Annotated in this window: 25 protein-coding genes and 1 pseudogene; 14 read left to right on the forward strand and 12 right to left on the reverse strand. The window is 60.7% G+C overall.

Annotated elements, in window-relative coordinates; all coding sequences use genetic code 11:
* Positions 1–114: 114 nt before the first annotated feature.
* Positions 115–558, reverse strand: a complete 444-nt coding sequence (locus M0808_RS07615; RefSeq protein WP_003226800.1) for a PilZ domain-containing protein — start codon at positions 556–558, stop codon at positions 115–117.
* Here M0808_RS07615 and M0808_RS07620 point away from each other — a divergent pair.
* From M0808_RS07620 to cysB, 5 genes are all read left to right on the forward strand, one after another.
* Complete coding sequence (locus M0808_RS07620; protein ID WP_115989230.1) at positions 557–943, forward strand: thioredoxin family protein; 387 nt, start codon at positions 557–559, stop codon at positions 941–943. The genes M0808_RS07615 and M0808_RS07620 overlap by 2 nt on opposite strands.
* Positions 944–1,900 (forward strand): putative 2-dehydropantoate 2-reductase, encoded by a 957-nt coding sequence (locus tag M0808_RS07625; RefSeq protein WP_027613455.1) that lies wholly within the window; start codon positions 944–946, stop codon positions 1,898–1,900.
* A 28-nt stretch (positions 1,901–1,928) separates the two neighbouring features.
* Positions 1,929–2,834 (forward strand): 5'-nucleotidase, encoded by a 906-nt coding sequence (locus M0808_RS07630; protein ID WP_027613454.1) that lies wholly within the window; start codon positions 1,929–1,931, stop codon positions 2,832–2,834.
* Between the two features lie 98 nt (positions 2,835–2,932).
* Positions 2,933–3,436: a universal stress protein gene (locus M0808_RS07635; protein ID WP_027613453.1), complete on the forward strand. Its 504-nt coding sequence runs from the start codon at positions 2,933–2,935 to the stop codon at positions 3,434–3,436.
* Positions 3,437–3,549: 113 nt separating this feature from the next.
* Positions 3,550–4,524, forward strand: coding sequence for an HTH-type transcriptional regulator CysB (gene cysB / locus M0808_RS07640; protein WP_007908591.1), 975 nt, complete (start codon positions 3,550–3,552; stop codon positions 4,522–4,524).
* A 9-nt stretch (positions 4,525–4,533) separates the two neighbouring features.
* Here cysB and M0808_RS07645 read toward each other — a convergent pair whose 3' ends face one another.
* Both M0808_RS07645 and M0808_RS07650 read right to left on the reverse strand, forming a co-directional pair.
* Positions 4,534–5,016 carry a GreA/GreB family elongation factor gene (locus M0808_RS07645; RefSeq protein WP_247840558.1) on the reverse strand — a complete coding sequence of 161 codons (483 nt, stop codon included), beginning with the start codon at positions 5,014–5,016 and terminating at the stop codon, positions 4,534–4,536.
* A 2-nt stretch (positions 5,017–5,018) separates the two neighbouring features.
* Positions 5,019–5,429, reverse strand: a complete 411-nt coding sequence (locus tag M0808_RS07650; RefSeq protein WP_041069540.1) for a hypothetical protein — start codon at positions 5,427–5,429, stop codon at positions 5,019–5,021.
* A gap of 124 nt (positions 5,430–5,553) precedes the next feature.
* On the opposite strand from M0808_RS07650, the gene earP reads away from it, so the two are divergent.
* The 3 genes and pseudogenes from earP to M0808_RS28555 form a co-directional block, all read left to right on the forward strand.
* The gene (gene earP / locus M0808_RS07655) at positions 5,554–6,696 is read left to right on the forward strand and encodes an elongation factor P maturation arginine rhamnosyltransferase EarP (protein WP_247840560.1); all 1,143 of its coding nucleotides are present in this window, start codon (positions 5,554–5,556) and stop codon (positions 6,694–6,696) included.
* 48 nt (positions 6,697–6,744) lie between these two features.
* Positions 6,745–7,314, forward strand: coding sequence for an elongation factor P (locus M0808_RS07660; protein WP_003226785.1), 570 nt, complete (start codon positions 6,745–6,747; stop codon positions 7,312–7,314).
* A 51-nt stretch (positions 7,315–7,365) separates the two neighbouring features.
* Positions 7,366–7,488, forward strand: a pseudogene (locus tag M0808_RS28555) (metal ABC transporter ATP-binding protein); the annotation flags it as partial.
* 16 nt (positions 7,489–7,504) lie between these two features.
* Here the strand turns inward: M0808_RS28555 and M0808_RS07670 are convergent.
* The 3 genes from M0808_RS07670 to M0808_RS07680 form a co-directional block, all read right to left on the reverse strand.
* Complete coding sequence (locus M0808_RS07670; protein WP_108183405.1) at positions 7,505–7,924, reverse strand: organic hydroperoxide resistance protein; 420 nt, start codon at positions 7,922–7,924, stop codon at positions 7,505–7,507.
* Between the two features lie 323 nt (positions 7,925–8,247).
* The gene (locus M0808_RS07675) at positions 8,248–8,706 is read right to left on the reverse strand and encodes a MarR family transcriptional regulator (protein WP_135296291.1); all 459 of its coding nucleotides are present in this window, start codon (positions 8,704–8,706) and stop codon (positions 8,248–8,250) included.
* A 73-nt stretch (positions 8,707–8,779) separates the two neighbouring features.
* Positions 8,780–9,736 (reverse strand): LysR family transcriptional regulator, encoded by a 957-nt coding sequence (locus M0808_RS07680; RefSeq protein WP_247840562.1) that lies wholly within the window; start codon positions 9,734–9,736, stop codon positions 8,780–8,782.
* Positions 9,737–9,846: 110 nt separating this feature from the next.
* Between M0808_RS07680 and M0808_RS07685 the strand changes: the two genes are divergently transcribed.
* Complete coding sequence (locus M0808_RS07685; protein ID WP_171061882.1) at positions 9,847–10,596, forward strand: sulfite exporter TauE/SafE family protein; 750 nt, start codon at positions 9,847–9,849, stop codon at positions 10,594–10,596.
* On the opposite strand, the gene M0808_RS07690 is transcribed toward M0808_RS07685, so the two are convergent.
* Positions 10,586–11,440 carry a LysR substrate-binding domain-containing protein gene (locus tag M0808_RS07690; RefSeq protein WP_025113145.1) on the reverse strand — a complete coding sequence of 285 codons (855 nt, stop codon included), beginning with the start codon at positions 11,438–11,440 and terminating at the stop codon, positions 10,586–10,588. The two genes, M0808_RS07685 and M0808_RS07690, sit on opposite strands and share 11 nt — an antisense overlap.
* A gap of 96 nt (positions 11,441–11,536) precedes the next feature.
* Here M0808_RS07690 and M0808_RS07695 point away from each other — a divergent pair, with 96 nt between their 5' ends.
* On the forward strand, positions 11,537–11,758 hold the full coding sequence (locus M0808_RS07695) for a DUF1127 domain-containing protein (protein WP_007964812.1): 222 nt from the start codon (positions 11,537–11,539) through the stop codon (positions 11,756–11,758).
* A gap of 64 nt (positions 11,759–11,822) precedes the next feature.
* Positions 11,823–13,049, forward strand: coding sequence for a winged helix-turn-helix domain-containing protein (locus tag M0808_RS07700; RefSeq protein ID WP_247840564.1), 1,227 nt, complete (start codon positions 11,823–11,825; stop codon positions 13,047–13,049).
* A 98-nt stretch (positions 13,050–13,147) separates the two neighbouring features.
* Here the strand turns inward: M0808_RS07700 and M0808_RS07705 are convergent, their stop codons facing one another.
* Positions 13,148–14,494, reverse strand: coding sequence for a 3-deoxy-7-phosphoheptulonate synthase class II (locus M0808_RS07705; protein ID WP_007964815.1), 1,347 nt, complete (start codon positions 14,492–14,494; stop codon positions 13,148–13,150).
* A gap of 153 nt (positions 14,495–14,647) precedes the next feature.
* On the opposite strand from M0808_RS07705, the gene M0808_RS07710 reads away from it, so the two are divergent.
* Positions 14,648–15,403, forward strand: a complete 756-nt coding sequence (locus M0808_RS07710; RefSeq protein WP_027613441.1) for a spermidine synthase — start codon at positions 14,648–14,650, stop codon at positions 15,401–15,403.
* A 109-nt stretch (positions 15,404–15,512) separates the two neighbouring features.
* Here the strand turns inward: M0808_RS07710 and M0808_RS07715 are convergent, their stop codons facing one another.
* On the reverse strand, positions 15,513–16,304 hold the full coding sequence (locus M0808_RS07715; protein WP_210558371.1) for a crotonase/enoyl-CoA hydratase family protein: 792 nt from the start codon (positions 16,302–16,304) through the stop codon (positions 15,513–15,515).
* A gap of 421 nt (positions 16,305–16,725) precedes the next feature.
* Between M0808_RS07715 and M0808_RS07720 the strand changes: the two genes are divergently transcribed.
* Positions 16,726–18,399 (forward strand): DEAD/DEAH box helicase, encoded by a 1,674-nt coding sequence (locus M0808_RS07720; RefSeq protein WP_027613439.1) that lies wholly within the window; start codon positions 16,726–16,728, stop codon positions 18,397–18,399.
* Between the two features lie 117 nt (positions 18,400–18,516).
* Here M0808_RS07720 and M0808_RS07725 read toward each other — a convergent pair whose 3' ends face one another.
* A complete protein-coding gene (locus tag M0808_RS07725; protein WP_097088299.1) occupies positions 18,517–19,284 on the reverse strand; it encodes a class III extradiol ring-cleavage dioxygenase in 768 nt (255 codons plus the stop codon).
* A 104-nt stretch (positions 19,285–19,388) separates the two neighbouring features.
* Between M0808_RS07725 and M0808_RS07730 the strand changes: the two genes are divergently transcribed.
* Entirely contained in the window at positions 19,389–20,045 is a 657-nt protein-coding gene (locus M0808_RS07730) for a thiopurine S-methyltransferase (RefSeq protein ID WP_247840566.1), read from the forward strand.
* A 200-nt stretch (positions 20,046–20,245) separates the two neighbouring features.
* On the opposite strand, the gene htpX is transcribed toward M0808_RS07730, so the two are convergent.
* Both htpX and M0808_RS07740 read right to left on the reverse strand, forming a co-directional pair.
* Positions 20,246–21,133 carry a protease HtpX gene (gene htpX, locus M0808_RS07735; RefSeq protein ID WP_007964827.1) on the reverse strand — a complete coding sequence of 296 codons (888 nt, stop codon included), beginning with the start codon at positions 21,131–21,133 and terminating at the stop codon, positions 20,246–20,248.
* A gap of 304 nt (positions 21,134–21,437) precedes the next feature.
* Positions 21,438–22,649, reverse strand: a complete 1,212-nt coding sequence (locus tag M0808_RS07740) for a pyridoxal phosphate-dependent aminotransferase (protein WP_003226761.1) — start codon at positions 22,647–22,649, stop codon at positions 21,438–21,440.
* Positions 22,650–22,724: the final 75 nt, after the last annotated feature.

Raw genomic sequence — 22,724 nt, forward strand, 5'->3', positions numbered from 1 at the left:
TCACGGGTGCCGGCCGCCAGCGATCCCCGCGCGGCGGAGCACAGCAGATTTAAGCGCGTCGGGGAGCCGAACCTTAGCGCGTCAGACGCGGCTCGACAATGGGCAAACGCCGCTTTAATCCAGCACTGGCTGGGCAAAAGCCTTGCGCACGCTGTCGTGGGAGAACTCGTCGGCGTGTTGTTCGACCCATTGCAGGGCCAGCGCCTGAATATCCTGCAGATCGTCGTGGGCCTCGTTCATGCGGCAATAACGTTCGATCTGGCACACCTGTTCGCCCATCCGGGCACTGAACAGCGTCTGCTCATCGGTGAACGCGATCCCCACCAGATAGCCCTTTTTGCGCCGCAGACACCACGCGACATAGCCCGGATAACAGATCTCGGCGTTGAGTGTCGGCATGCGCACCTGCAGCGCCGTGCCGTGGCGCCAGGCGCGGTGATAATTGCAAGCGATCCCGCCGAGGCTGATAGTGTGCAGCTGTTGCCTGGAAATACACTCGGGCTTGAGCAAGGTTAATTCAACCGGCACTTCGTCCGGATGAGGAATGAAACGTCCCATGAGCACAGACTCCCTGTGTCGGCCATTTGACATTGTTTCACCCAGTATAGTGGTCGAATCCGAGCTGACCGATTTCGACGCCGACCAGCGGCTGCTGGCGATGAGCGGCGTTTCGCTGGTGATTTTCACCAGCGTCGGCTGTTCCAGCTGCCGCTATGCCAGAGAGGTGTTGCCCGGGTTCGAGCTGGCGGTGGATCGCCTGTGCTGGATCGATGCCGGCGACAACGGCGGGTTGGTGGAGCGTTATCAGGTCTTTCATTTGCCGGCGCTGTTTGTGGTGCGCGACGGCGAGTTCTTTGGGGCATTGCACACGCGTCTGACCGCCGTTGCGCTGAACGCGGCAGTGGCGCAGGCGCTGGGTCGAATTGCAGAGGAGTTGCCATAGATGGTGGGAGCAGACAGCAAACCGGTGATCGGGATTATCGGCACCGGGGCCATTGGCGGGTTTTACGGTCTGATGCTGGCGCGGGCCGGTTTCGATGTGCACTTTTTACTGCGCAGTGAATTCTCGGCGGTGGCCGAACGTGGTTTGCAGGTGGACAGTGCCGTGCATGGCACCCTGACGCTGAACCCGGTGCAGGCGTATGCGAAGGCCGAGGACATGCCGGCTTGCGACTGGTTGCTGGTCGGCGCCAAGACCACCAGCAGCGCGGGTCTGGCCCCGGCGATCATTGCTGCGGCCAGGCCCGGCGCGAAAGTGCTGGTGCTGCAGAACGGTCTGGACGTCGAAGACAGCTTGCGCGAGTTGCTACCCGATTCCCTGCATCTGCTCGGTGGTCTGTGCCTGATCTGCGTGCATCGCGAAGGGCCGGGACACATCACCCATCAGGCCTTGGGTGCGGTGAATGTCGGCTATCACAGTGGCCCGGCGGCGGATGAAGCGGCGCGCATGGCGCTGGTTGAGGAGGGTGCCGGTCTGTTCCGCGCCGCTGGCATCGATTCGCAGGCGATGCCCAATCTGCAACAGGCGCGCTGGCAGAAACTGGTGTGGAATATTCCCTACAACGGTCTCTCGGTGTTGCTCGGCGCCGGCACCACGCCGCTGATGGCCGACGCGGACAGTCGCGCGCTGATCCAGGCGTTGATGGCCGAAGTGGTGCAGGGCGCCAGGGCCTGCGGTCACGACGTTCCGCCCGGTTACGCCGAGTACCTGTTCATGATGACCGAGAAAATGCCCGACTATTGGCCGAGCATGTACCACGATTTCCTGCATAAACGGCCGCTGGAGCTGGAAGCGATTTACGCCCGGCCATTGGCCGCAGCCAAAGCGGCAGGCTGTGAGTTGCCACGGATCGAAGCGCTGTATCGCACATTGAGTTTTATCGACCGACGCAACACTTGAGTCGGTTTTCGGGGGAGTGGGGGAAGGCATGGCCAAGAACATCGATGACAAACTGGTGCTGGCGATTTCGTCTCGCGCCTTGTTCGACCTGAGCGAGAGTCATAAGGTCTATCTGGCGAGCGGCGTCGAAGCCTATCGGCAATACCAGATTGAACACGAAGACGAAATTCTCGCGCCCGGCGATGCGTTCCCGCTGGTGGAAAAACTCCTGAGCCTCAACAGTCGCCTCGACCGCGCCCGGGTCGAGGTGATTCTGGTTTCGCGCAACAGTGCCGACACCGGGCTGCGCGCGTTCAACTCGATCGATCATTATGGGCTGGACATCTCGCGGGCGGCCTTCGTCGGCGGGCGCAGTCCGTATCCCTATCTCAAAGCGTTTGGCTGTGACTTGTTTCTGTCCACCCACGCCGAGGATGTGCGCGCCGCGCTGGACGCCGGGTTTGCCGCGGCGACGATTCTCTCCGGCGGCGCCAGTCGCGCGGCCAGTGATGAGTTGCGCATCGCCTTCGACGGTGACGCGGTGTTGTTCTCCGACGAATCCGAGCGCGTTTATCAGGCCGGCGGGCTGCTGGCGTTTCAGGCCAAGGAACGCGAGTCGGCGCGCGAGCCATTGCGCGGTGGGCCTTTCAAGGGCTTTCTGGCGGCACTCAATGCGCTGCAACGCGAGTTCCCCGAAGACGACTGCCCGATCCGCACGGCGCTGGTTACCGCGCGTTCGGCACCGGCCCATGAGCGGGTGATCCGCACCTTGCGCGAGTGGGACATCCGCCTCGACGAGTCGCTGTTTCTCGGCGGGCTGACCAAATCGGCGTTTCTCGAAGCCTTCGCTGCCGATGTGTTCTTCGACGATCAGACCGGCCACTGCGAGGCGGCCCGCGAAGTGGTCGCCACCGGTCACGTACCGCATGGCATCAGTAACGAACCGTCGATCTAAAGCCTCAGTGCTTCAAGACGTTGCGTCGCACGTCGTACTCGCCAAGGCACTGCTAAGCTGAATCAAATCTCCGCCATGTTGGCACGCGAGGAGGTCATATGATTCGTTCGATGCTGTATGCCACTGACCTCGGTCTTTACGCACCTTTAGTGATGCAGCATGCCTTGGCGCTGGCGCGGACATTCAATGCCGACTTGTATGTGGTGCATGCAGTGGAACCCATGGGGCTGTTTGCCGAGTCGGTGTTGCAGAGTTATCTCGACGAACAGGCATTGAACGAATTTCACAGTCAGGGTCTGAAAACTGTCATCGCCAATATCGAGCAACGGGTGCTGGACAGTTTTCGCGAAGAGCTGGGCGACGAGGGCGAGCAGGATCTGCAGCGGATTTGCGCGGTTCGTGTGGTGCAGGGCGATCCGGCGCAGGTGATTCTCGACCAGGTGCAGAAACTCTCTGTGGATTTGCTGATCGTAGGCACTCACAGCCACGGCGTAGGGGCGGAAACGCCTTTGGGGCGCACGGCGACCCGGGTCCTGCAATTGGCCAAGGTGCCGGTTTATCTGGTGCCATTGGTGGAGCGCCGGCGCCGGGGGGATCGCTGAAGCGGGAATAATGGCCTTTTGATAAAAAAGTTCTAGATTTATTCATCAAACCATTAATATAGTTATATACCGTCGCTGATGCCCGTGGCGTCTACCTGCTTTGAGGGATACATATGAAGCTTCAACAATTGCGCTACATCTGGGAAGTGGCGCACCACGACCTCAACGTTTCCGCTACCGCCCAAAGCCTTTACACCTCGCAACCGGGTATCAGTAAACAGATCCGCCTGCTGGAAGACGAACTTGGCGTTGAAGTGTTTGCCCGCAGTGGCAAGCACCTGACCCGCGTCACCCCGGCCGGCGAGCGCATCATCACCACCGCAGGCGAAATCCTGCGCAAGGTCGAAAGCATCAAGCAGATTGCCCAGGAATTCTCCAACGAGAAAAAAGGCACCCTGTCGATCGCCACCACCCATACCCAGGCGCGTTATGCATTGCCGCCGGTGATCAGCAATTTCATCAAACAATACCCGGACGTGGCGCTGCACATGCACCAGGGTTCGCCAATGCAGATCGCCGAGATGGCCGCTGACGGCACCGTCGATTTCGCCATCGCCACCGAAGCGCTGGAGCTGTTCGGCGATCTGGTGATGATGCCGTGCTATCGCTGGAACCGTTGCGTGGTCGTGCCGCAGGGCCACCCGCTGACCAAGCTGCCGAAGCTGACCCTTGAAGCGCTGGCCGAATACCCGATCGTGACGTACGTGTTCGGTTTCACTGGTCGTTCGAAACTCGACGAAGCCTTCAGCCATCGCGGCCTGACGCCGAAAGTGGTGTTCACCGCTGCCGACGCCGACGTGATCAAAACTTACGTGCGCCTGGGCCTGGGTGTGGGCATCGTCGCCAAGATGGCGGTCGACACCAAGCTCGATAACGACCTGGTGGTGCTGGATGCCAGCGAACTGTTCGAGTCGAGCATCACCAAGATCGGTTTCCGTCGCGGTACTTTCCTGCGAGGTTTCATGTGCGACTTCATCGAGAAGTTCGCCCCGCACCTGACCCGCGAAGTGATGGCCAAAGCCATCCAGTGCCACAACAAGCAGGAACTGGAAGAGCTGTTCGACGGCGTCGAACTGCCGGTCCACTAAGACCCTGCCTCAAAGCACCTCGGTGACAGCAAACTGTTGCCGGGTGCCCGCCACCAGAATCTCCACTTCATCGCCCTCGAACTTGCCCAGCAGGCTTTTGCCCAGCGGCGAGCGCGGGGTGATGACGGTAATCGGCTGACCCACCACATCGACTTTCAGGCCCGCCGCATCCGGGGCTAGAAACAGCCATTGCTCGCGACCCTTTTCGTCCTTCAGACCGAGCAGGGCGCCAATCTCGATGCCGCGATTTTCGTCGTAGGCGCGCAGCGTCAGGTTCTGACACAGCGCCAGTGACTGGCGAATTTCCTCGACCCGTTTCGCCTGACCCGCCGCCAGATAGGAAGCCTCAAGCCCTAGCGTGTCGTATTTGTTCTCGGCGATGTTCTCTTCGTGGGTCGCGGTTTCGTAAGCGGTCTGCGCGGCGCGTTCGGCGATGTCGAGGTCGACGCGCAGTTTGTCGAGGATCAGTTGGTGGACGGTGTGTTTGTTCATGATCAATCGCAGAATTGCAAAACGTTGGCGCGGCTCTTTTCGCTCGGCGCGGTCTGGTCCTGTTGCAGCCAGAACTGGCATTTCGGATTTGACTGGTTGCGACTGCTGCCGCGAGCCTGATCCAGGCGCGCCTGCTGCTCGTTCTTGCGCAGGTTTTCTTCGTACTGTTCGAACAGCGGGCTCTGTGGCGGAATGTCCGGTTGTACCTGAACGGCCGCTGGCGGCTTGGCCAGTTGCTGCACCGCCTGAGCAACCGGTGCCAGTTGCTCGGTCAACACAAAACGCGAAATCAGCCAGCAAGTCAGGGCAATGGCCAGAAAGCCCAGCCACATGCCCAGGGCAATGCTGCCGGTCAGTTGCAGCGCGCTAAGCTGAACGGGCAACGGGCGACGCGGATTGGGACGATAGGGCATGGCTGCCTCCTGGCGGATGATTGCGGGCAAGTGGCGATTGTCGCACGAAGATTAATCGCCGTCGGCTCTTCTGCGCGAGGTCATTTATGCGGACAATCAGCGCTTTTGCCAACGGGAGTCTTGCATGCCGATACCGAAAACCCGCTGGGATATTTTTTGCACCGTGGTCGACAACTATGGCGACATCGGCGTGACCTGGCGTCTGGCCCGGCAACTGGTAGCCGAGCATGGGCTGGCGGTGCGCCTGTGGGTCGATGACCTGCGCGCCTTTGAACGTATCTGCCCCGAGATCGACATCCACCTGGCGCAGCAATCGCAGCAGGGCGTCGAGGTGCGGCATTGGCCGAGCGACTGGCCGCAGACGGAGGCGGCGGACGTGGTGATCGCCGCGTTCGCTTGTCAGTTGCCAACCGCCTATATGGACGCCATGGCCGAGCGGCAACAGCCACCGCTGTGGATGAACCTCGATTACCTCAGCGCCGAAGACTGGGTCACCGGTTGTCACGGTTTGCCGTCGGTGAAGTACAAGTCGGTACAGAAATTCTTTTTCTTTCCCGGATTTCAACCGGGGACGGGCGGCTTGCTGCGTGAAAACGGTCTGCTTGAGCGGCGTCGGCGATTTCAGCAGGACGCGGCTGCGCAGCGACAATTCCTGCACGGCCTGGGCGTAGATCGCGCAGCTGACGCACAGCTGATCTCGTTGTTTGCCTACGAAAATGCCGGGCTGGCCAGTTGGCTGGATGCGTTGGCGGCCGATAGCACGCCGACCCATCTGCTGGTGCCGGAAGGGCGGATCCTCGGTGACGTTGCGCGCTGGCTCGGGGTCGATGCGTTGGCTGTCGGCGATCTGGACGTGCGTCAGGCGCTGACGGTGCAGGTGCTGCCGTTCGTCCGTCAGGATCAATACGATCAGTTGCTGTGGTGCTGCGACTTCAACGCGGTGCGCGGTGAAGACTCGTTCGTCCGTGCACAGTGGGCCGGGCGACCGATGCTCTGGCACATCTATCAGCAGGACGAAGACATTCACCTGGACAAGCTCGATGCCTTTCTCGCGCTCTACACCAAAGGGCTTTCCCCGGCCGCTGCCGAGGCGATGAGCGGTCTGTGGCGGGCCTGGAGTGCCGGGAAACCGATCGGCGAGCACTGGCTCCAGGTCCGTAAACACTGGCCAGAACTGCAGGAAAACGCCGAGCAATGGTGTCTGGAACAAGGCTTGCAGGCGGATCTTGCCGCAGCGCTGGTACAGTTTTACCTAAATTGGATATGATACGCGGCCTAGATTTTTGTAAATCCCATCCAAATTCGGATATTCGCAATGAAAACTGGTAAAGAACTCAAACCCGGTACCGTGATCCGTATCGACAACGATCCTTGGTTGGTTCAGAAAGCTGAATTCACCAAGTCGGGCCGTAACAGCGCGATCATGAAGACCAAGCTGAAGAACCTGCTGACCGGTTACAAGACCGAAACCGTTTACGGTGCGGACGACAAGCTGGACGACGTGATCCTCGACCGCAAAGAAGCGACCCTGTCCTTCATCAGCGGCGACACCTACACGTTCATGGACACCACTGACTACACCATGTACGAACTGAACGCCGAAGACATCGAAAGCGTTCTGCCTTTCGTTGAAGAAGGCATGACCGACGTTTGCGAAGCCGTGTTCTTCGAAGAGCGTCTGGTTTCCGTAGAACTGCCGACCACCATCGTGCGTCAGGTTGACTACACCGAAGGTTCCGCTCGCGGTGACACTTCCGGCAAGGTGATGAAGCCTGCCAAACTGAAGAACGGTACCGAGCTGTCGGTTGCTGACTTCATCGAAATCGGCGACATGATCGAGATCGATACCCGCGAAGGCGGTTCCTACAAAGGCCGTGCCAAATAAGCACTGCTTTTTACGGAAAGAAAAAGCCCGACCATTGAGTCGGGCTTTTTTGTGCCTGCGATTCCACGTCTACCACCGGACCCTGTGGGAGCGAGCTTGCTCGCGAATAGGCCCGGTCAGACAACCTGTGTGTTGAATGACACACCGCATTCGCGAGCAAGCCCGCTCCCACAGTGGATTGGTGTTGTTCTCAAACGGTGGTGTGCAGGCGTACGTCAACGTTGCCACGGGTGGCGTTGGAGTACGGGCAGACCTGATGCGCCGCTTCAACCAGGCTTTGTGCGTCAGCCTGTTCCAGGCCCGGCAGATTGATGTGCAGGTCGATGTCCAGACCGAAACCGCCAGGAATCTGGCCGATACCGACGTGAGCGGTGATCGAGGCGTCGTCCGGGATTTTGCGTTTGGTCTGACTGGCAACGAATTTCAGCGCGCCGATGAAGCAGGCCGAGTAGCCGGCAGCGAACAGTTGCTCAGGGTTGGTCGCTGCGCCGCCGGCACCGCCGAGTTCTTTCGGGGTAGCGAGTTTGACGTCGAGGATGTTGTCGCTGGAGATCGCACGACCGTCACGGCCGCCAGTGGAGGTTGCGATTGCAGTGTAGAGAGTTTGCATGGTGTGGGCCTCGTTGGGTGTCTGTTTTTGCGCTAATTGTTTGCGCGCTAAGTAAGTGCGAGGTGAATGTAGCTCGCTAATGTTTAGTGCGCAAGATAATTTTTTGAGAAAGCTGAATCTCGGTCCTTTAAAGGCACTGTCGATCAGCTTGAAAGTGAAGATTTAGAGCGGATGGTGGGGGCGCGGGCTGAAGAATATTTTCCTGGTGAACCGATCCTTTGTAGGAGTGAGCCTGCTCGCGATAGCGGTGGAGCAGGCAATACGGGGGCCGACTGAACCACCGCTATCGCGAGCAGGCTCACTCCTACAAGAGGGCAGCGCTGTTATCCGGTCAGGCTTTCTTGCAGATGGCTGCGCAGGGCTTGCAGCTCAGATTGAAGATTCTGCAGGCGTTCGAGGGTGAAACCACTGGCGCCCAAGATGCATTGCGGAACGCTCTTGGCCTGCTCACGAAGAGCTCGGCCCTGCGCGGTCAGTTCGACGATCACCACCCGTTCGTCTTCACGGCTGCGGGTTCTGCTGAGCAGACCTTCACCTTCTAGCCGTTTGAGCAACGGTGTCAGCGAGCCGGGATCGGTCAGCAACCGCGTGCTGATTTCACCCACGGTCAAACCATCCTTTTCCCACAGAACCATCATCGCCAGATACTGCGGATAGGTCAGGCCCAGCGCTTGCAGCAGCGGCTTGTAGACCTTGGTCATCATCAGTGAAGTGGAATGCAGGGCGAAGCACGCCTGATTGTCGAGCAGCAGGTCGTCGCAGGTGTCGCGTTCGGTGGTCATGGCAAAGCCTTGTTCGGTGATGGGCTTGAATCTAGCGCCCGAATGTTTAATGCGCCAGATAATTATCCAGGATCTAGTGTCGGCCCAGCTCGCGTTGCAGCGCCAGATCCCACGGTGGCACCGGGCTGAAGCGGGTCTTGAGGTATTCCAAAAGCAGACGGCTGCGCGAGTGGGTCTGTTGTTCCATGCGCAGTGCATAGATGCCGGTACTCTCTGGTTGCGGCAGGCCGTTCTCGCAGAACAGCGGCAGCAGTTCGCCACGCAGCAGGTACTCACTGGCCAGCCAGGTCGGCAAATGCGCGATGCCCAGCCCGGCCAGAGCACCGCACACCAGCGCTTCGGCATTGTTGGCGCTCATGCGGATGCGCGCGGGGCGATGCAGTTGCATTTGCCCGTCCATTTCGAAGCGCCAGGCGAAGGGCGGGGCGAGACCTTCCCAATCCAGCCCGTCATGTTCACTCAACTGCGCGGGATGGCGCGGTGCGCCACGGCGTTTCAGGTAGTCGGGGCTGGCGCAGGCAATGCGCACCATGCTCGCCAGGGGCGTGGCGACCAGCCGCGTATCGGCCATTTGCCCGGCGCGCAGCACCAGATCGACTTTGCCCAGGTTCGAGCCGTGCATATCGATGAAGCTGTCGATCAGGTGCAATTGCACGTCGAGGCCCGGGTACAGCACCAGAAAGTCAGCGATGACCGGCGCGAGATGGCGGCGACCAAAAGCGGCTGGGGCATCGATGCGGATCAAGCCTTCCGGCGCACTGCTCAACGACACTGCCTCGGCGCGGGCCAGTTGCAGTTCGCTGACGATGCGCCGTGCTCGCTCGGCAAACGCCAGACCCGCCGGGGTCGCCCGCACGGCGTGGGTGCTGCGGATGAACAACTGGCTGCCGACCGCGTTTTCCAGGCTGTCGATGCGCCGCGCCACGGCGGAAGGCGTCAGCGGATGACGACGGGAAGCTGCAGAAAAACTGCCGCTTTCCAGCACATCGAGAAACAGCCCGAGCTGTTCGGTCAACTGATTGGGATTCATGAGTGTTTCGATGCTTGTGCGAAATTGGCATAGCCATTGTGCGTTGCTGTGCGTTTCCCCGCCAGCCTCGACTGCGTAGGATGAATCGCCTGACGGATGAGGACATCGCTGTGATCGAGTTTTTGTTGTACCTGCTGTTTGGCGCCGCCCTTGGCACATTGGGCGGGATCTTCGGCATCGGCGGTGGTTTGATCGCCATCCCGCTGCTGGGCGTATGGTTTGGCCTCGATCAGCAGATCGCCCAAGGCACGGCGCTGGTGATGGTGGTGCCCAACGTGATGCTGGCGCTGTGGCGCTATCATCAGCGCAATCGCATCGAGCTGCGTCATGCGCTGCCGCTGGCGACCATGGGTTTTTGCTTTGCGTGGATCGGTTCGATCTGGGCGGTGGGCATCGATGCGCAAACCATGCGCATCGGTTTTGTCGCGTTCCTCGTGGTGCTCTCGGCGTACAACCTGCTGAAGATGTTCGGCAAGAAAACCGCAGTGACCTCCGAAATGCGTTACTCATGGCCATGGCTGGGTGTTCTCGGCGCAGCGTCCGGGACCATGGGCGGTTTGTTCGGTGTCGGCGGGGCCGTGGTGGCGACGCCCGTGCTGACCAGTCTGTTCGGCACCAGCCAAGTGGTTGCCCAGGGCCTGTCGCTGGCGTTGGCATTGCCGAGCACCGGCGTGACCTTGGTGACGTACGCGGTGCATCACGAAGTGGACTGGATGATCGGCTTGCCGCTGGCCATCGGCGGTCTGGCCAGCATCAGTTGGGGGGTAAAAGTCGCCCACGCCATGCCGGAACGGCTCCTGCGCGGGCTGTTCTGCGGTTTTCTGGTGCTGTGCGCGGTGATGCTCGCGTTTAAAGTTTGAAGCCTTCGACGATGTGCTCGGCCAGGCATTCGGTGATCGGCGACGGATTGTTCAGGTTGCGGATCAGCATGATGCTGGCCTCGGGCAACAGCGGCAGATCTTCGGCGGCGCCAAGAATGCGCATGTCCGGGGTGATCAGGCTTTCCAGTTGCGCGGTGATCGCCAGACCCGCGCTCACTACCGCCATCAGCGCCGACAGGCTGGTGCTGTTGTAGGCGATGCGGTAGTCGCGGCCCATCGCGTCCAGCGCATTGCAGGCCCACAAGCGGCAGAAACAATCACTGTTGAACATCGCCAGCGGCAACGGCGTCTGCTCGTGGGCGCTGAAATTCTGCGCCTCGGCCCAGACGAAACGCTCCTTGCGCAGCAACTGACCGATCTCGTTGCCCGGCTCGCGGGTGACAATCGACAAGTCCAGATCGGTGCGCTGCAACAGCTGTTTGCTGGATTCGCAATGCACTTCGATCTGGATCAGCGGGTAGAACTGAGCGAACCGCGAGAGGATCCCCGGCAGAAACCGCATCACGTAATCGTCCGGCGTACCGATGCGCACGGTGCCGACCATGTGCGGCTCGCGCAGCGTGTTGAACACTTCGCTGTGCAATTTCAGGATGCGCCGCGCATAACCCAGCAGCACCTGGCCCTCGGCGGTCAGGCGCACCTGGCGGCCGTCACGCTCGAACAACTGTCGCTGCAGCACGTCTTCTTCGAGGCGCTTCATCTGCATGCTCACGGCCGATTGCGTGCGGTTGACCATTTCGCCGGCGCGGGTAAAACCGCCCTGATCGGCAATCGCAACGAAAGTGCGCAGGACATCGGTATCGATACTGGGGTAGGCCGACAATTGATGAATCTCCGTGATGAATGCCATCAGAAACATTCGTTGGATTGATCTTAGCGCCAGCGCGAGACTTGAGCCATCCACAAGGAGGGCAACACGATGAAAGGTCAAAGAGAGTATGTAGACGACACAAAATTTTCCGGCCACGGCCATATCGTTTCCGACCTGCTGCACAAGTTTAGCCGCTGGTACGAATTGCACCGAGAACGCGAGTTGCTTGCCAGCCTGAGCGACGAAGCGCTGAAGGACATCGGGGTCAGCCGTGCCGACGTCGAACACGAGGCCATCCGGCCGTTCTGGGATGATCCGATGCATAAATGATCAAGGCCTTACTACACAAACCACTTTCAGGTGAGGTAGGTTGCGAGCAGACAAGGAGATGTTCATGCCCGCGACTCTGGCCTTTTCTCTCAAACAGGCGCGACGACTGGCGCTGGCTGCCCAAGGGTTCAACGGGCGCCAGCCGCCGACCGTCAAGGCGCCGCAACTCAACCGGCTGATCGAACGGCTGGGGCTGTTGCAGATCGACTCCGTCAACGCCGTGGTGCGCTCGCACTACCTGCCGCTGTTTTCCCGTCTGGGTTCCTATTCTTCCGATCTGCTCGACCAGGCTGCCTGGAGTTCGGGCCGTCGGCGCACGCTGTTCGAATACTGGGGCCACGAAGCGTCGTTGCTGCCGCTGGCGATGTATCCGTTGATGGGGTGGCGGATGCAGCGGGCCAGAACTGGCAGAGACATCTATCAGCAACTGGCGAAGTTTGGTCTTGAGCAGCAGGACGTCGTGCGCCGGGTTTTAAGCGCGGTTGAGGCGCGCGGTGCATTGGGCGCCGGCAGTCTGTCGACCCGCGAGGACAAGGCCGGGCAATGGTGGGACTGGAGCGCGGAAAAGCATGCGCTGGAATGGTTGTTCGCCGCCGGTGAAGTGACCGTCGCCGGCCGCCGCGGTTTTGAGCGTTTGTATGATTTGCCGGAGCGGGTGATCCCGACGTCGATTTTGCAGCAGCCGTTGCCGGATGAAGCCGAAGCACAACGTGGTTTGCTGCTGCACGCGGCCCAGGCATTGGGCGTCGGCACGGAAAAGGATCTGCGCGATTATTTCCGCTTGAACCCTGGCGATGCGCGCCCGCGTCTGGCGGAGCTGGTCGAGGACGGGCAATTGCAGACCTGCGAAGTCGCTGGCTGGCGACAGATCGCCTACTGCCTGCCGCAGCCGAAAGTCCCGCGCAAAGTCTTCGCCAGTGCGCTGTTGTCACCGTTCGATTCGCTGATCTGGGAGCGCAGTCGCACCGAGCGCTTGTTTGACTTCCGCTATCGGCTGGAGATTTATACGCCGCAGGACAAGCGGGTCTACGGCTATTACGTGTTGCCGTTTCTGCACAACGAGCGGATTGCCGCGCGGGTCGATCTGCGCGCCGAGCGGGCGTCGGGACGATTGGCGGTGCATGCAGTGCACGAGGAAGAGCCGGGGCTGGACGAAGAGGGGATGCTGGCGCTGGCGTTGAATTTGCGGCAGATGGCCGATTGGCTGGGGCTGGAGCGAGTGCAGCTTAATTGTCAGCGTGAGAGTGCGGGGCGGTTGCGGGTGGCATTGGCGCAGATCGGCTGTGACTGAGCGGGCCTCTTCGCGAGCAAGCCCGCTCCCACACTGGATCTGTGTCGTACACAAAACCCATGTGGGAGCGAGCTTGCTCGCGAAAGCAGCGATGCGGTCTAGCGGCGGACTTGTTTCAGGGTTTCCGCGATCAAAAACGCCAGCTCCAGCGACTGATCGGCATTCATCCGCGGGTCACAGTGGGTGTGATAACGATCCGACAACCCGTCTTCAGTGATCGGCCGCGCACCACCGATGCACTCGGTGACATTCTGCCCGGTCATCTCGATATGAATCCCGCCGGCATAAGTGCCCTCGGCTTCGTGCACCTGGAAGAACTGCTTCACCTCACCCAGGATCTGCGCGAAGTCGCGGGTCTTGTAGCCGCTGCTGGCCTTGATGGTGTTGCCATGCATCGGGTCGGAGCTCCACAGCACCTGTTTGCCCTCACGCTGCACCGCACGGATCAGCGCCGGCAGGTGATCGCCGACCTTGTTCGCACCCATCCGCGCAATCAGGTTCAGGCGTCCCGGATCGTTGTCCGGGTTGAGCACGTCGATCAGGCGAATCAGATCATCCGGGTTCATGCTCGGGCCGACTTTCACCCCGATCGGGTTGTTCACCCCGCGCAGAAATTCGACGTGAGCGCCGTCGAGCTGACGGGTGCGGTCGCCGATCCACAGCATGTGCGCCGAGCAATCGTAGTAATCGTTGGTCAGGCTGTCGCGACGCACGAAGGCTTCTTCGTAGTTCAGCAGCAGCGCTTCGTGGGCAGTGAAGAAACTGGTTTCGCGCAGTTGCGGCGAACTGTCCATGCCGCAGGCGCGCATGAACGCCAGGGTTTCATCGATGCGATCGGCGAGGTGGCTGTATTTTTCGGCCAGTGCCGAGTTGGCGATGAAGTCCAGGTTCCACTTGTGCACCTGATGCAGGTCGGCGAAACCGCCCTGGGCGAAGGCGCGCAACAGGTTCAGGGTGGCGGTGGACTGGTGGTACGACTGCAACAGGCGCTCCGGATCCGGCACGCGGCTTTTTTCATCGAAACCGATGCCGTTGACGATGTCGCCCCGGTAGGCGGGCAGGGTCACGCCGTCGATGGTTTCATCGTTGGCCGAGCGCGGTTTGGCGAACTGGCCGGCCATGCGCCCGACCTTGACCACCGGGCAACCGGCGGCGAAGGTCATGACGATCGCCATTTGCAGCAGCACTTTAAAAGTGTCGCGAATCTTCGCCGCCGAGAACTCGGCAAAGCTTTCCGCGCAATCGCCGCCCTGCAGCAGGAACGCCCGGCCCTGAGTCACTTCGGCAAATTGACGGCGCAGCTCGCGCGCTTCGCCGGCAAACACCAGCGGCGGATAACTGGCCAGGGTCTGCTCGACCTGGCGCAGATGCGCCGCGTCAGGGTATTGGGGTTGTTGCTGGATCGGCAGGGCGCGCCAGCTGTCAGGGCTCCACGGTTGGCTCATCACGGTCTCTAATTGGTTCTACGCACGGGAAGCCCATGGTAGCAGCAATTAGTGCGTGACCTGCTCCCGCCCCATCACCGACAATCGCCGCTTTGCCACGGCGCCGCAGCGGTGCCATCGCGTCACCGCGCCCGGTGACCATCAGGAGACGAAATGACTGAGGAGCGCGTCGAGCTGTTGCTCGCCGAGGTACAGGATGAGTTCGGCGTGATTCGCGTGCTGGAAGTGGCCGATTACCGCTTTCTGGAATTTGGCGATGCCATCGAGCAGAGCTGCGTGTTCACCGCCGATCCGAGCTGGCTCGAATATGACTACACCCGGGCGATGCTGATTGGCGCGTTGTGCCATGAGCAACCGGAGAGCGCGCTGTTTCTCGGCCTCGGTGCCGGCACGCTGACCCAGGCCTGCCTCAAGTTCCTGCCGCTGGAAGACGTCGAAGCCATCGAACTGCGCCCGGACGTGCCGCGTCTGGCGATCGAGTACCTGGGGCTGGATGACGATCCGCGCTTGTACATTCGGGTCGGCGATGCGCTGGAACTGCTACCGACGGCCGAGCCTGCGGATCTGATCTTTGTCGATCTGTACACCGATGTCGGCCCGGGTGTCGGGCACCTGGCCTGGAGTTTTCTCGGCGACTGTCAGAAGCGTCTGAACCCGGGCGGCTGGCTGGTGATCAACCAGTGGGCCACCGATGACGGCAAACCGTTGGGCGCGGCGTTGTTGCGCGGGCTCTATCACCGGCATTACTGGGAGCTGCCGGTGAAGGAGGGCAATGTGATTCTGATTGTGCCGGCGGATCTCGATCAGGAGCTGGACATGCAGGCGCTGACCGCCCGCGCCGAAGTGCTGGCGCCACGGCTGGGGTATTCGTTGCAGTCGTTGATCAAGGCGATTCGCCCGGCGACTTGAGTGGTCAGTGATGGCCCCTTCGCGAGCAAGCCCGCTCCCACACTTGAAATGCATTCCAAATGTGGGAGCGGGCTTGCTCGCGAAGAGGGCCTGAAGAGCACCCGTTTTCTCAGATCCCTTTGAAGATTCCAGGGCGCCGCTCAACCAGCGACCTCACCCCCTCCTTGGCATCCTCACTCCCCAGCAACTTCTTCACCAGCGCCGGCAGTCCCTGCGCCGCCGCCGTCTCGCCTTCATACCGCGCCTGGCGCGCCGACATCAGCGTCGCCTGCACCCCCAACGGTGCCTGCCGGGCAATCCGTTCGGCCAGTTCGATCGCCCGCGGCAACAGATCCTCACTGGCCATCACTTCCTGCACCAAACCCAGACGCAACGCATCGTGGGCATCAAACTCATCGCCGGTCAGCAACCAGCGCATCGCGTTGCCCCAACCGGCCACCTGGTGAAAGCGCAATGTCGCGCCCCCAAACGGAAATATCCCCCGCTGCACTTCCATTTGCGCGAAGCGGGTATTACTCGCGCACAGGTTGATATCCGCGGCCAGCATCAACTCGATACCGATGGTCAGGCAGTAGCCCTGCGCGGCGACAATGACCGGTTTGCTGACCCGTGGACCAACGAAAACACCCCATGGGTCGCAACCACCGGTCGGAACCTGCCAGCCTTCGGCGAGGGCGGCGCTGGCGTTGAGCAGATCCAGACCGGCGGTAAAGTGTTCGCCATGCCCGAACACCACCGCCACCCGCGCCTCGCTGTCGGCCTCGAACTCGCCGTAGGCCAGGCTCAAGTCATTGAGCAGATCGAGGTCGAAGGCGTTGCGTTTGGCGGCCCGGTCGAGGCCGATCAAGTGGATATGACCTCGACGTTCACGGCTGACGCGGCCGGGGCAGGGCTGATTCATGGAGAAATCCTCGGGCGGGAAGGGCGGGTGCAGCGACGGTATGCCGCACATCGGTGAATCGTTTAAGCGTCATCACCCGAAGGGCCGGGCCTTTGCAAAATAGACCTTTGCACGATTATCCGCAAAACCCCGTTACACAGCGGTGACACACCGATTCAGGCGATAAAAAAAGCTCCCTTTTCGGGCAAATTCCGGTATAGTGCGCGCCGGCCTTTAACCGGGCCGCGTTTAGGTAGCGCAATTCCCCGAAGTCAGCTTCGGCTGCATGTCCGCACTGCGGGCTCTTCCTTGACGATTCTTTTTCATTCATACGTTTTCGCAAATCCCCGCCGACAAAGCTGCCAGGGCGACTCTTGAGTCTCAACACGGCATGTGCAGCTTTGGAGCATGGGTCTTTGCGGATGCACTTAGAGGCAGACCCATGACCCAGGAAATCGGCGGCTTCGCCGCTCTTGAACTTCATCCCAATATTGTCGCTGCAGTAGTCGCTACCGGCTATGAAGAGCCTTCGGCCATTCAGCAGCAGTCGATCCCGATCATCCTCGCCGGTCACGATATGATTGGTCAGGCGCAAACCGGTACCGGTAAAACCGCTGCCTTTGCCCTGCCTATCCTGCACCGCATTGATCCGTCCAAGCGCGAGCCGCAAGCTCTGATCCTGGCCCCAACTCGTGAGTTGGCGCTACAAGTTGCAACCGCTTTCGAAACTTACGCCAAGCAAATGCCGGGCGTAACTGTTGTGGCTGTCTACGGCGGCGCGCCGATGGGCCCACAATTGAAAGCAATCCGTAATGGCGCACAGATCGTTGTCGCCACTCCGGGCCGTCTGTGCGACCACCTGCGTCGCGACGAAAAAGTCCTCGCTACCGTGAACCACCTGGTTCTGGACGAAGCAGACGAAATGCTCAAACTCGGTTTCATGGACGACCTGGAAGTGATCTTCAAGGCCATGCCGGAAACCCGTCAGACCGTATTGTTCTCGGCAACCCTGCCGCAGTCGATCCGTGCCATCGCCGAGCGCCACCTGCGCGATCCGAAGCACGTGAAGATCCAGAGCAAGACCCAGACCGTTACCGCGATCGAGCAGGCTCACCTGTTGGTTCACGCTGACCAGAAGACCTCCGCCGTTCTCAGCTTGCTGGAAGTGGAAGACTTCGACGCGCTGATCATGTTCGTGCGCACCAAGCAAGCGACCCTGGATCTGGCCAGTGCCCTCGACGCCAAAGGCTACAAGGCCGCTGCGCTGAACGGTGACATCGCCCAGAACCAGCGTGAACGCGTCATCGACTCGCTGAAAGATGGCCGCCTGGACATCGTTGTCGCGACCGACGTAGCTGCCCGTGGTCTGGACGTTCCGCGCATCACCCACGTATTCAACGTGGACATGCCGTACGACCCGGAATCCTACGTGCACCGTATCGGCCGTACCGGCCGTGCCGGTCGCGAAGGTCGCGCACTGCTGCTGGTGACTCCACGTGAGCGCCGCATGCTGCAAGTGATCGAGCGTGTCACCGGTCAGAAGGTTGCCGAAGTGCGTCTGCCGGACGCTCAGGCTGTTCTCGATGCACGCATCAAGAAACTGACCAACAGCCTGTCGCCGCTGGTCGCTGATGCTGAGTCGACTCACGGCGAACTGCTGGATCGCCTGACCGCTGACATCGGTTGCACCCCGCGTGCCCTGGCTGCAGCTCTGCTGCGCAAGGCGACCAACGGTCAAGCGCTGAACCTGGCGGCGATCGAGAAGGAACGCCCACTGGTGCCGAACAATGCACCGCGTGGCGACCGTCCTGAGCGTTCCGGTGATCGTCCTGAGCGTGGTGACCGCGAGCGTCGCGCGCCAATGCCGCTGGGCGAAGGTCGTGCCCGTTGCCGTACCGCGCTGGGTGCGCGTGACGGTATCGCCGCCAAGAACCTGCTGGGCGCCATCCTCAACGAAGGTGGTCTGGCCCGCGAAGCGATCGGTCGCATCCAGGTGCGTGACAGCTTCAGCCTCGTCGAGCTGCCGGAAGATGGTCTGGACAAACTCCTGACCAAGCTGAAGGACACTCGCGTCGCTGGCAAGCAGCTGAAACTGCGTCGCTACCGCGAAGATTGATCCGCCCTTGGGCTGATTGATCGAACATGAAAAATCCCCGACTGGTTCGGGGATTTTTTTTGCCTGCTTTTTGCCTCGCTCCACAACCCTGTGGGAGCTGGCTTGCCAGCGATGACGTCAGCCGAAGCGATAGATATCCATACCCAGTGCACCCATCGTGAAGCCTTTATGCGCTACGCGGAACTCACCTCCCGCACCACGGGCAAAATACAGCGGCAGCAAATGCTCATCACTCGGATGGCTGCGCACCGCATTGGGCGCCTGCTGACGATAATCATGCAGTGCCGCCTCATCGTCGGCCGCCAGCTTGTCGATCATCCAGTCACGGAAGTCCCGTGCCCACGGCTCGACGCTTTCCGGGCCGGCGTGCCAGTCCAGTTCGCGCAGGTTGTGGGTGATGCTGCCGGAGCCGATCAGCAGAATGCCCTGCTCGCGCAGACTCGCCAGCGCTTGTCCGACACGGGTTTGCAACACCGGGCCGCCGCGACTCGGCAGCGACACCTGCACCACCGGAATATCCGCCTGCGGGTACATCAGCGACAGCGGCACCCAGACGCCGTGATCGAACGGTCGTTGCGGATCGAGGCGTGCCGGCAGATGCGCGGCGTCAAGCAATTCAGCCACTTCGGCTGCCAGTTGCGGATTGCCCGGTGCCGGGTACTGCACTTCGAAAAGGGCACGCGGGAAGCCGCCGAAGTCATGCCAGGTTTCCGGACGAGGATTGCTGCTGACCAGCAGTTCCTGGCTTTCCCAGTGGGCAGAGACGATCACGATGGCTTTAGGCCGCGGCAGTTCGGCCGCCAGACGCGCCAGCGCCGGGCCACTGGCACCGGGTTCCAGGGCCAGCATCGGTGAGCCGTGGGAGATAAACAGGCTGGGAAACATGGAAAGGTTCCTGAGCGGTAAGATGGCCTCATCTTCAGTCAGATCATTGATCTAAATCTAATATAAGTTTTAACGCCTTTTGATCGAATTTTTTGGGGTGATGCATGCAGCCTGAGTTTTGGCACAAGAAGTGGGAATCCAATCAGATCGGCTTTCATTTGCCTGAGGTGAACCCGTATCTGCAGCGGCACTGGGCGCAACTGGCGATCCCGGCCCAGACCCGGGTGCTGGTGCCGCTGTGCGGGAAAAGCCTGGATCTGCTGTGGCTGGCCGGGCGCGGGCATCTGGTGCTCGGAGTCGAGCTGTCGCTGAAGGCCGTCGAGGATTTTTTCAGTGAGCATCAGGTAAAGCCGCAGGTCAGTGCCAAGGGGCCGTTCAAGGTCTATCGCGCCGATTCCATCGAGTTGTGGTGCGGTGATTTCTTTGCGCTGACGGCAGACGATGTAGCGGACTGTGCTGCGTTGTACGACCGGGCAGCGCTGATTGCCTTGCCGGCTCCGATGCGTGAGCGTTATGCGGCGCATTTGCAGCAGATCCTGCCGCAAAGTGTGCAAGGGTTGTTGATCACCCTGGATTACGATCAAGCGCAGATGTCCGGGCCACCGTTTGCGGTGAGCGATGATGAGGTGCAGCGCTTGCTGGGCGAAGTCTGGCAGGTGCAGGTGCTTGAGGAGCAGGATGTGCTGGCGGAGAGTGTCAGGTTCTTGCAGGCGGGGGTAACGCGGCTGGAGGAGCGGGTGTATCGGGTTTCTGGCCGATAGTTTTGTATCGGCATTAACGGCCTCTTCGCGAGCAAGCCCGCTCCCACAGGGAGCGTCGGTGTTATAGCAATCTCGAATACACCAGAAAACACTGTGGGAGGGGGCTTGCTCCCGAAGAGGCCAGAACAGGCAACCCATAATCCCGCGCACAAAAAAAGGCCCGCATCGCTGCGGGCCTTTTCGTTACTGCGCCAAACCGATCAACCGCGACGACGCAGCGCGTCGATACGCTCTTCCAGCGGCGGGTGGCTCATGAACATGCGGGCAAAGCCCTGTTTGATGCCGCCGTTGATGCCGAAGGCGTTCAGGGTGTCCGGCATGTGCACCGGCAGGCCCTGTTCGGCGCGCAGGCGTTGCAATGCACCGATCATCGCATTGGTACCGGCCAGACGTGCGCCGGCTTCATCGGCACGGAATTCGCGTTTGCGCGAGAACCACATGACGATGGCGCTGGCGAGAATGCCCAGTACCAGTTCGGCGAAGATCGTCGCCACGTAGTAGGCGATGCCCTGGCCTTCTTCGTTCTTGAAAATCACCTTGTCGACGAAGTTGCCGATGATCCGCGCGAAGAACATCACGAAGGTGTTCACCACGCCCTGGATCAGTGCCAGGGTGACCATGTCACCGTTGGCCACGTGACCGATTTCGTGGGCCAGAACGGCTTTCACTTCATCTGGCGAAAAACGTTCGAGCAGGCCCTGACTGACCGCGACCAGCGCGTCGTTCTTGTTCCAGCCGGTGGCGAAGGCGTTTGCTTCGTAGGCCGGGAAAATACCGACTTCGGGCATCTTGATCCCGGCTTCGCGGGACAGTTGCTCGACGGTTTGCAGCAGCCATTGCTCATGCCGGGTACGTGGCTGGCTGATGATCTGGGTGCTGGTGCTCATCTTCGCCATCCACTTGGAGATGAACAGCGAGAACAGCGAACCGGCGAAACCAAAGACCGCACAGAAAACCAGCAGCTGACTGAGGTTGAGATCAACCCCGTTGGCCGCCATGAACCCGTTGAAGCCGAACAGGCTCAGGGTGATGCTGGCTATCAGCACGACCGCCAGGTTAGTGGCCAAAAACAGCAGGATGCGCATCATGGTTGTAGAAATCTCCTCAAGCTAAAGATGTAGCGTACTGCGGGGTATATAAGGTGCGGCACCGGGTGATTCAACCGAGTGACTATTTCAAACTGTGTCCTACAGCGGATTCCCGAGTCTGCAGGTCATTGCCCACGGCCAAAACCGAAAGGGATGACAGCCAGCCGCTACCCGCCGCCACTGCGCCAGAGGCGGGTGGGCCCTATGAATCGCAAGTGTAGAAGGCGCAGCGAGGCGGGGAGAGCAGAAGTGTTGCTGAATCAGACAGTGCGCAACGTTCGGGCCGTTGCGCACCGTTGACCGGTTACTGGCGGTAGGACTTGAGGAAGTTGCCGATGCGGCCGATGGCCATCTCGAGATCGTCGACGCGGGGCAGGGTTACCACGCGGAAGTGATCCGGCCACGGCCAGTTGAAGGCCGTGCCTTGCACCACCAGCAGCTTCTCGGAGAGCAGCAGGTCGAGGACGAATTTCTCGTCGTTGTGGATCGGGCAGACTTTCGGGTCGATCCGCGGGAACGCATACAGCGCGCCCATCGGCTTGACGCAGCTGACGCCCGGAATGTCGTTGAGCAGCTCCCAGGTACGGTTGCGCTGCTCCAGCAGGCGGCCCTGCGGCAGAACCAGATCGTTGATGCTCTGATAACCGCCGAGGGCGGTCTGGATCGCATGCTGACTCGGGACGTTGGCACACAGGCGCATGTTGGCCAGCATGTCGATGCCTTCGATGTAGCTCTGGGCATTATGTTTCGGCCCGGAGATGGCGATCCAGCCGGAGCGGAAACCCGCCACGCGGTAGGATTTCGACAGACCGTTGAAGGTCAGGCACAGCAGGTCCGGCGCCAGCGAAGCGGTGCAGATGTGCACGGCGTCGTCGTAAAGGATCTTGTCGTAGATCTCGTCGGAAAACACCACCAGGTTGTGCGCGCGGGCGATTTCCAGCATGCCCAGCAGCACTTCCTTCGAATACACCGCGCCAGTCGGGTTGTTCGGGTTGATGATCACCATGGCTTTGGTGTTCGGGGTGATCTTGGCCTTGATGTCGGCCAGATCAGGGAACCAGTCGGCGCCCTCGTCGCACAGGTAGTGCACGGCGTTACCGCCGGCCAGGCTCACGGCGGCGGTCCACAGCGGGTAGTCCGGTGCCGGCACCAGCACTTCGTCACCGTTGTTGAGCAGCGCCTGCAACGACATCACGATCAGCTCGGACACGCCGTTGCCCAGGTAGATGTCTTCGATGCCGACACCTTCGACATTCTTCTGCTGGTAGTACTGCATCACCGCCTTACGGGCGCTGAACAGGCCTTTTGAGTCGCTGTAGCCTTGGGCGGTCGGCAGGTTGCGGATCACATCCTGAAGAATTTCGTCCGGCGCTTCGAAACCAAACGGCGCCGGGTTGCCGATGTTCAGCTTGAGGATGCGCTGGCCTTCCTCCTCCAGACGTTTGGCGTGCTTGAGCACCGGGCCGCGAATGTCGTAGCAGACGTTGGCGAGCTTGTTCGATTTGCTGAACTGCATGGCGATGTGATCCCGAAATTGAACGATCCAGACGGCGGATGGCCAACCGTACTGGGATTCCTGCGTCTTCGCACA

Origin of the sequence: Pseudomonas sp. MWU12-3103b, from assembly GCF_023100615.1 — a bacterium.
GTDB lineage: Bacteria > Pseudomonadota > Gammaproteobacteria > Pseudomonadales > Pseudomonadaceae > Aquipseudomonas > Aquipseudomonas putida_A.

What these genes read in the sequence shown, in the direction of transcription:
- M0808_RS07630 (WP_027613454.1), top strand. Translation starts at nt 1,929, where the DNA reads ATGGCCAAGAACATCGATGACAAACTGGTGCTGGCGATTTCGTCTCGC.
- M0808_RS07680 (WP_247840562.1), bottom strand. Translation starts at nt 9,736, where the DNA reads ATGAATCCCAATCAGTTGACCGAACAGCTCGGGCTGTTTCTCGATGTG.
- M0808_RS07705 (WP_007964815.1), bottom strand. Translation starts at nt 14,494, where the DNA reads ATGAGCCAACCGTGGAGCCCTGACAGCTGGCGCGCCCTGCCGATCCAG.
- M0808_RS07660 (WP_003226785.1), top strand. Translation starts at nt 6,745, where the DNA reads ATGAAAACTGGTAAAGAACTCAAACCCGGTACCGTGATCCGTATCGAC.
- M0808_RS07700 (WP_247840564.1), top strand. Translation starts at nt 11,823, where the DNA reads ATGCCCGCGACTCTGGCCTTTTCTCTCAAACAGGCGCGACGACTGGCG.
- M0808_RS07650 (WP_041069540.1), bottom strand. Translation starts at nt 5,429, where the DNA reads ATGCCCTATCGTCCCAATCCGCGTCGCCCGTTGCCCGTTCAGCTTAGC.
- M0808_RS07730 (WP_247840566.1), top strand. Translation starts at nt 19,389, where the DNA reads ATGCAGCCTGAGTTTTGGCACAAGAAGTGGGAATCCAATCAGATCGGC.
- M0808_RS07675 (WP_135296291.1), bottom strand. Translation starts at nt 8,706, where the DNA reads ATGACCACCGAACGCGACACCTGCGACGACCTGCTGCTCGACAATCAG.
- cysB (WP_007908591.1), top strand. Translation starts at nt 3,550, where the DNA reads ATGAAGCTTCAACAATTGCGCTACATCTGGGAAGTGGCGCACCACGAC.
- M0808_RS07715 (WP_210558371.1), bottom strand. Translation starts at nt 16,304, where the DNA reads ATGAATCAGCCCTGCCCCGGCCGCGTCAGCCGTGAACGTCGAGGTCAT.
- M0808_RS07720 (WP_027613439.1), top strand. Translation starts at nt 16,726, where the DNA reads ATGACCCAGGAAATCGGCGGCTTCGCCGCTCTTGAACTTCATCCCAAT.
- M0808_RS07625 (WP_027613455.1), top strand. Translation starts at nt 944, where the DNA reads ATGGTGGGAGCAGACAGCAAACCGGTGATCGGGATTATCGGCACCGGG.
- M0808_RS07620 (WP_115989230.1), top strand. Translation starts at nt 557, where the DNA reads ATGAGCACAGACTCCCTGTGTCGGCCATTTGACATTGTTTCACCCAGT.
- M0808_RS07645 (WP_247840558.1), bottom strand. Translation starts at nt 5,016, where the DNA reads ATGAACAAACACACCGTCCACCAACTGATCCTCGACAAACTGCGCGTC.
- M0808_RS07710 (WP_027613441.1), top strand. Translation starts at nt 14,648, where the DNA reads ATGACTGAGGAGCGCGTCGAGCTGTTGCTCGCCGAGGTACAGGATGAG.
- M0808_RS07695 (WP_007964812.1), top strand. Translation starts at nt 11,537, where the DNA reads ATGAAAGGTCAAAGAGAGTATGTAGACGACACAAAATTTTCCGGCCAC.
- M0808_RS07740 (WP_003226761.1), bottom strand. Translation starts at nt 22,649, where the DNA reads ATGCAGTTCAGCAAATCGAACAAGCTCGCCAACGTCTGCTACGACATT.
- earP (WP_247840560.1), top strand. Translation starts at nt 5,554, where the DNA reads ATGCCGATACCGAAAACCCGCTGGGATATTTTTTGCACCGTGGTCGAC.
- M0808_RS07670 (WP_108183405.1), bottom strand. Translation starts at nt 7,924, where the DNA reads ATGCAAACTCTCTACACTGCAATCGCAACCTCCACTGGCGGCCGTGAC.
- M0808_RS07725 (WP_097088299.1), bottom strand. Translation starts at nt 19,284, where the DNA reads ATGTTTCCCAGCCTGTTTATCTCCCACGGCTCACCGATGCTGGCCCTG.
- M0808_RS07635 (WP_027613453.1), top strand. Translation starts at nt 2,933, where the DNA reads ATGATTCGTTCGATGCTGTATGCCACTGACCTCGGTCTTTACGCACCT.
- htpX (WP_007964827.1), bottom strand. Translation starts at nt 21,133, where the DNA reads ATGATGCGCATCCTGCTGTTTTTGGCCACTAACCTGGCGGTCGTGCTG.
- M0808_RS07615 (WP_003226800.1), bottom strand. Translation starts at nt 558, where the DNA reads ATGGGACGTTTCATTCCTCATCCGGACGAAGTGCCGGTTGAATTAACC.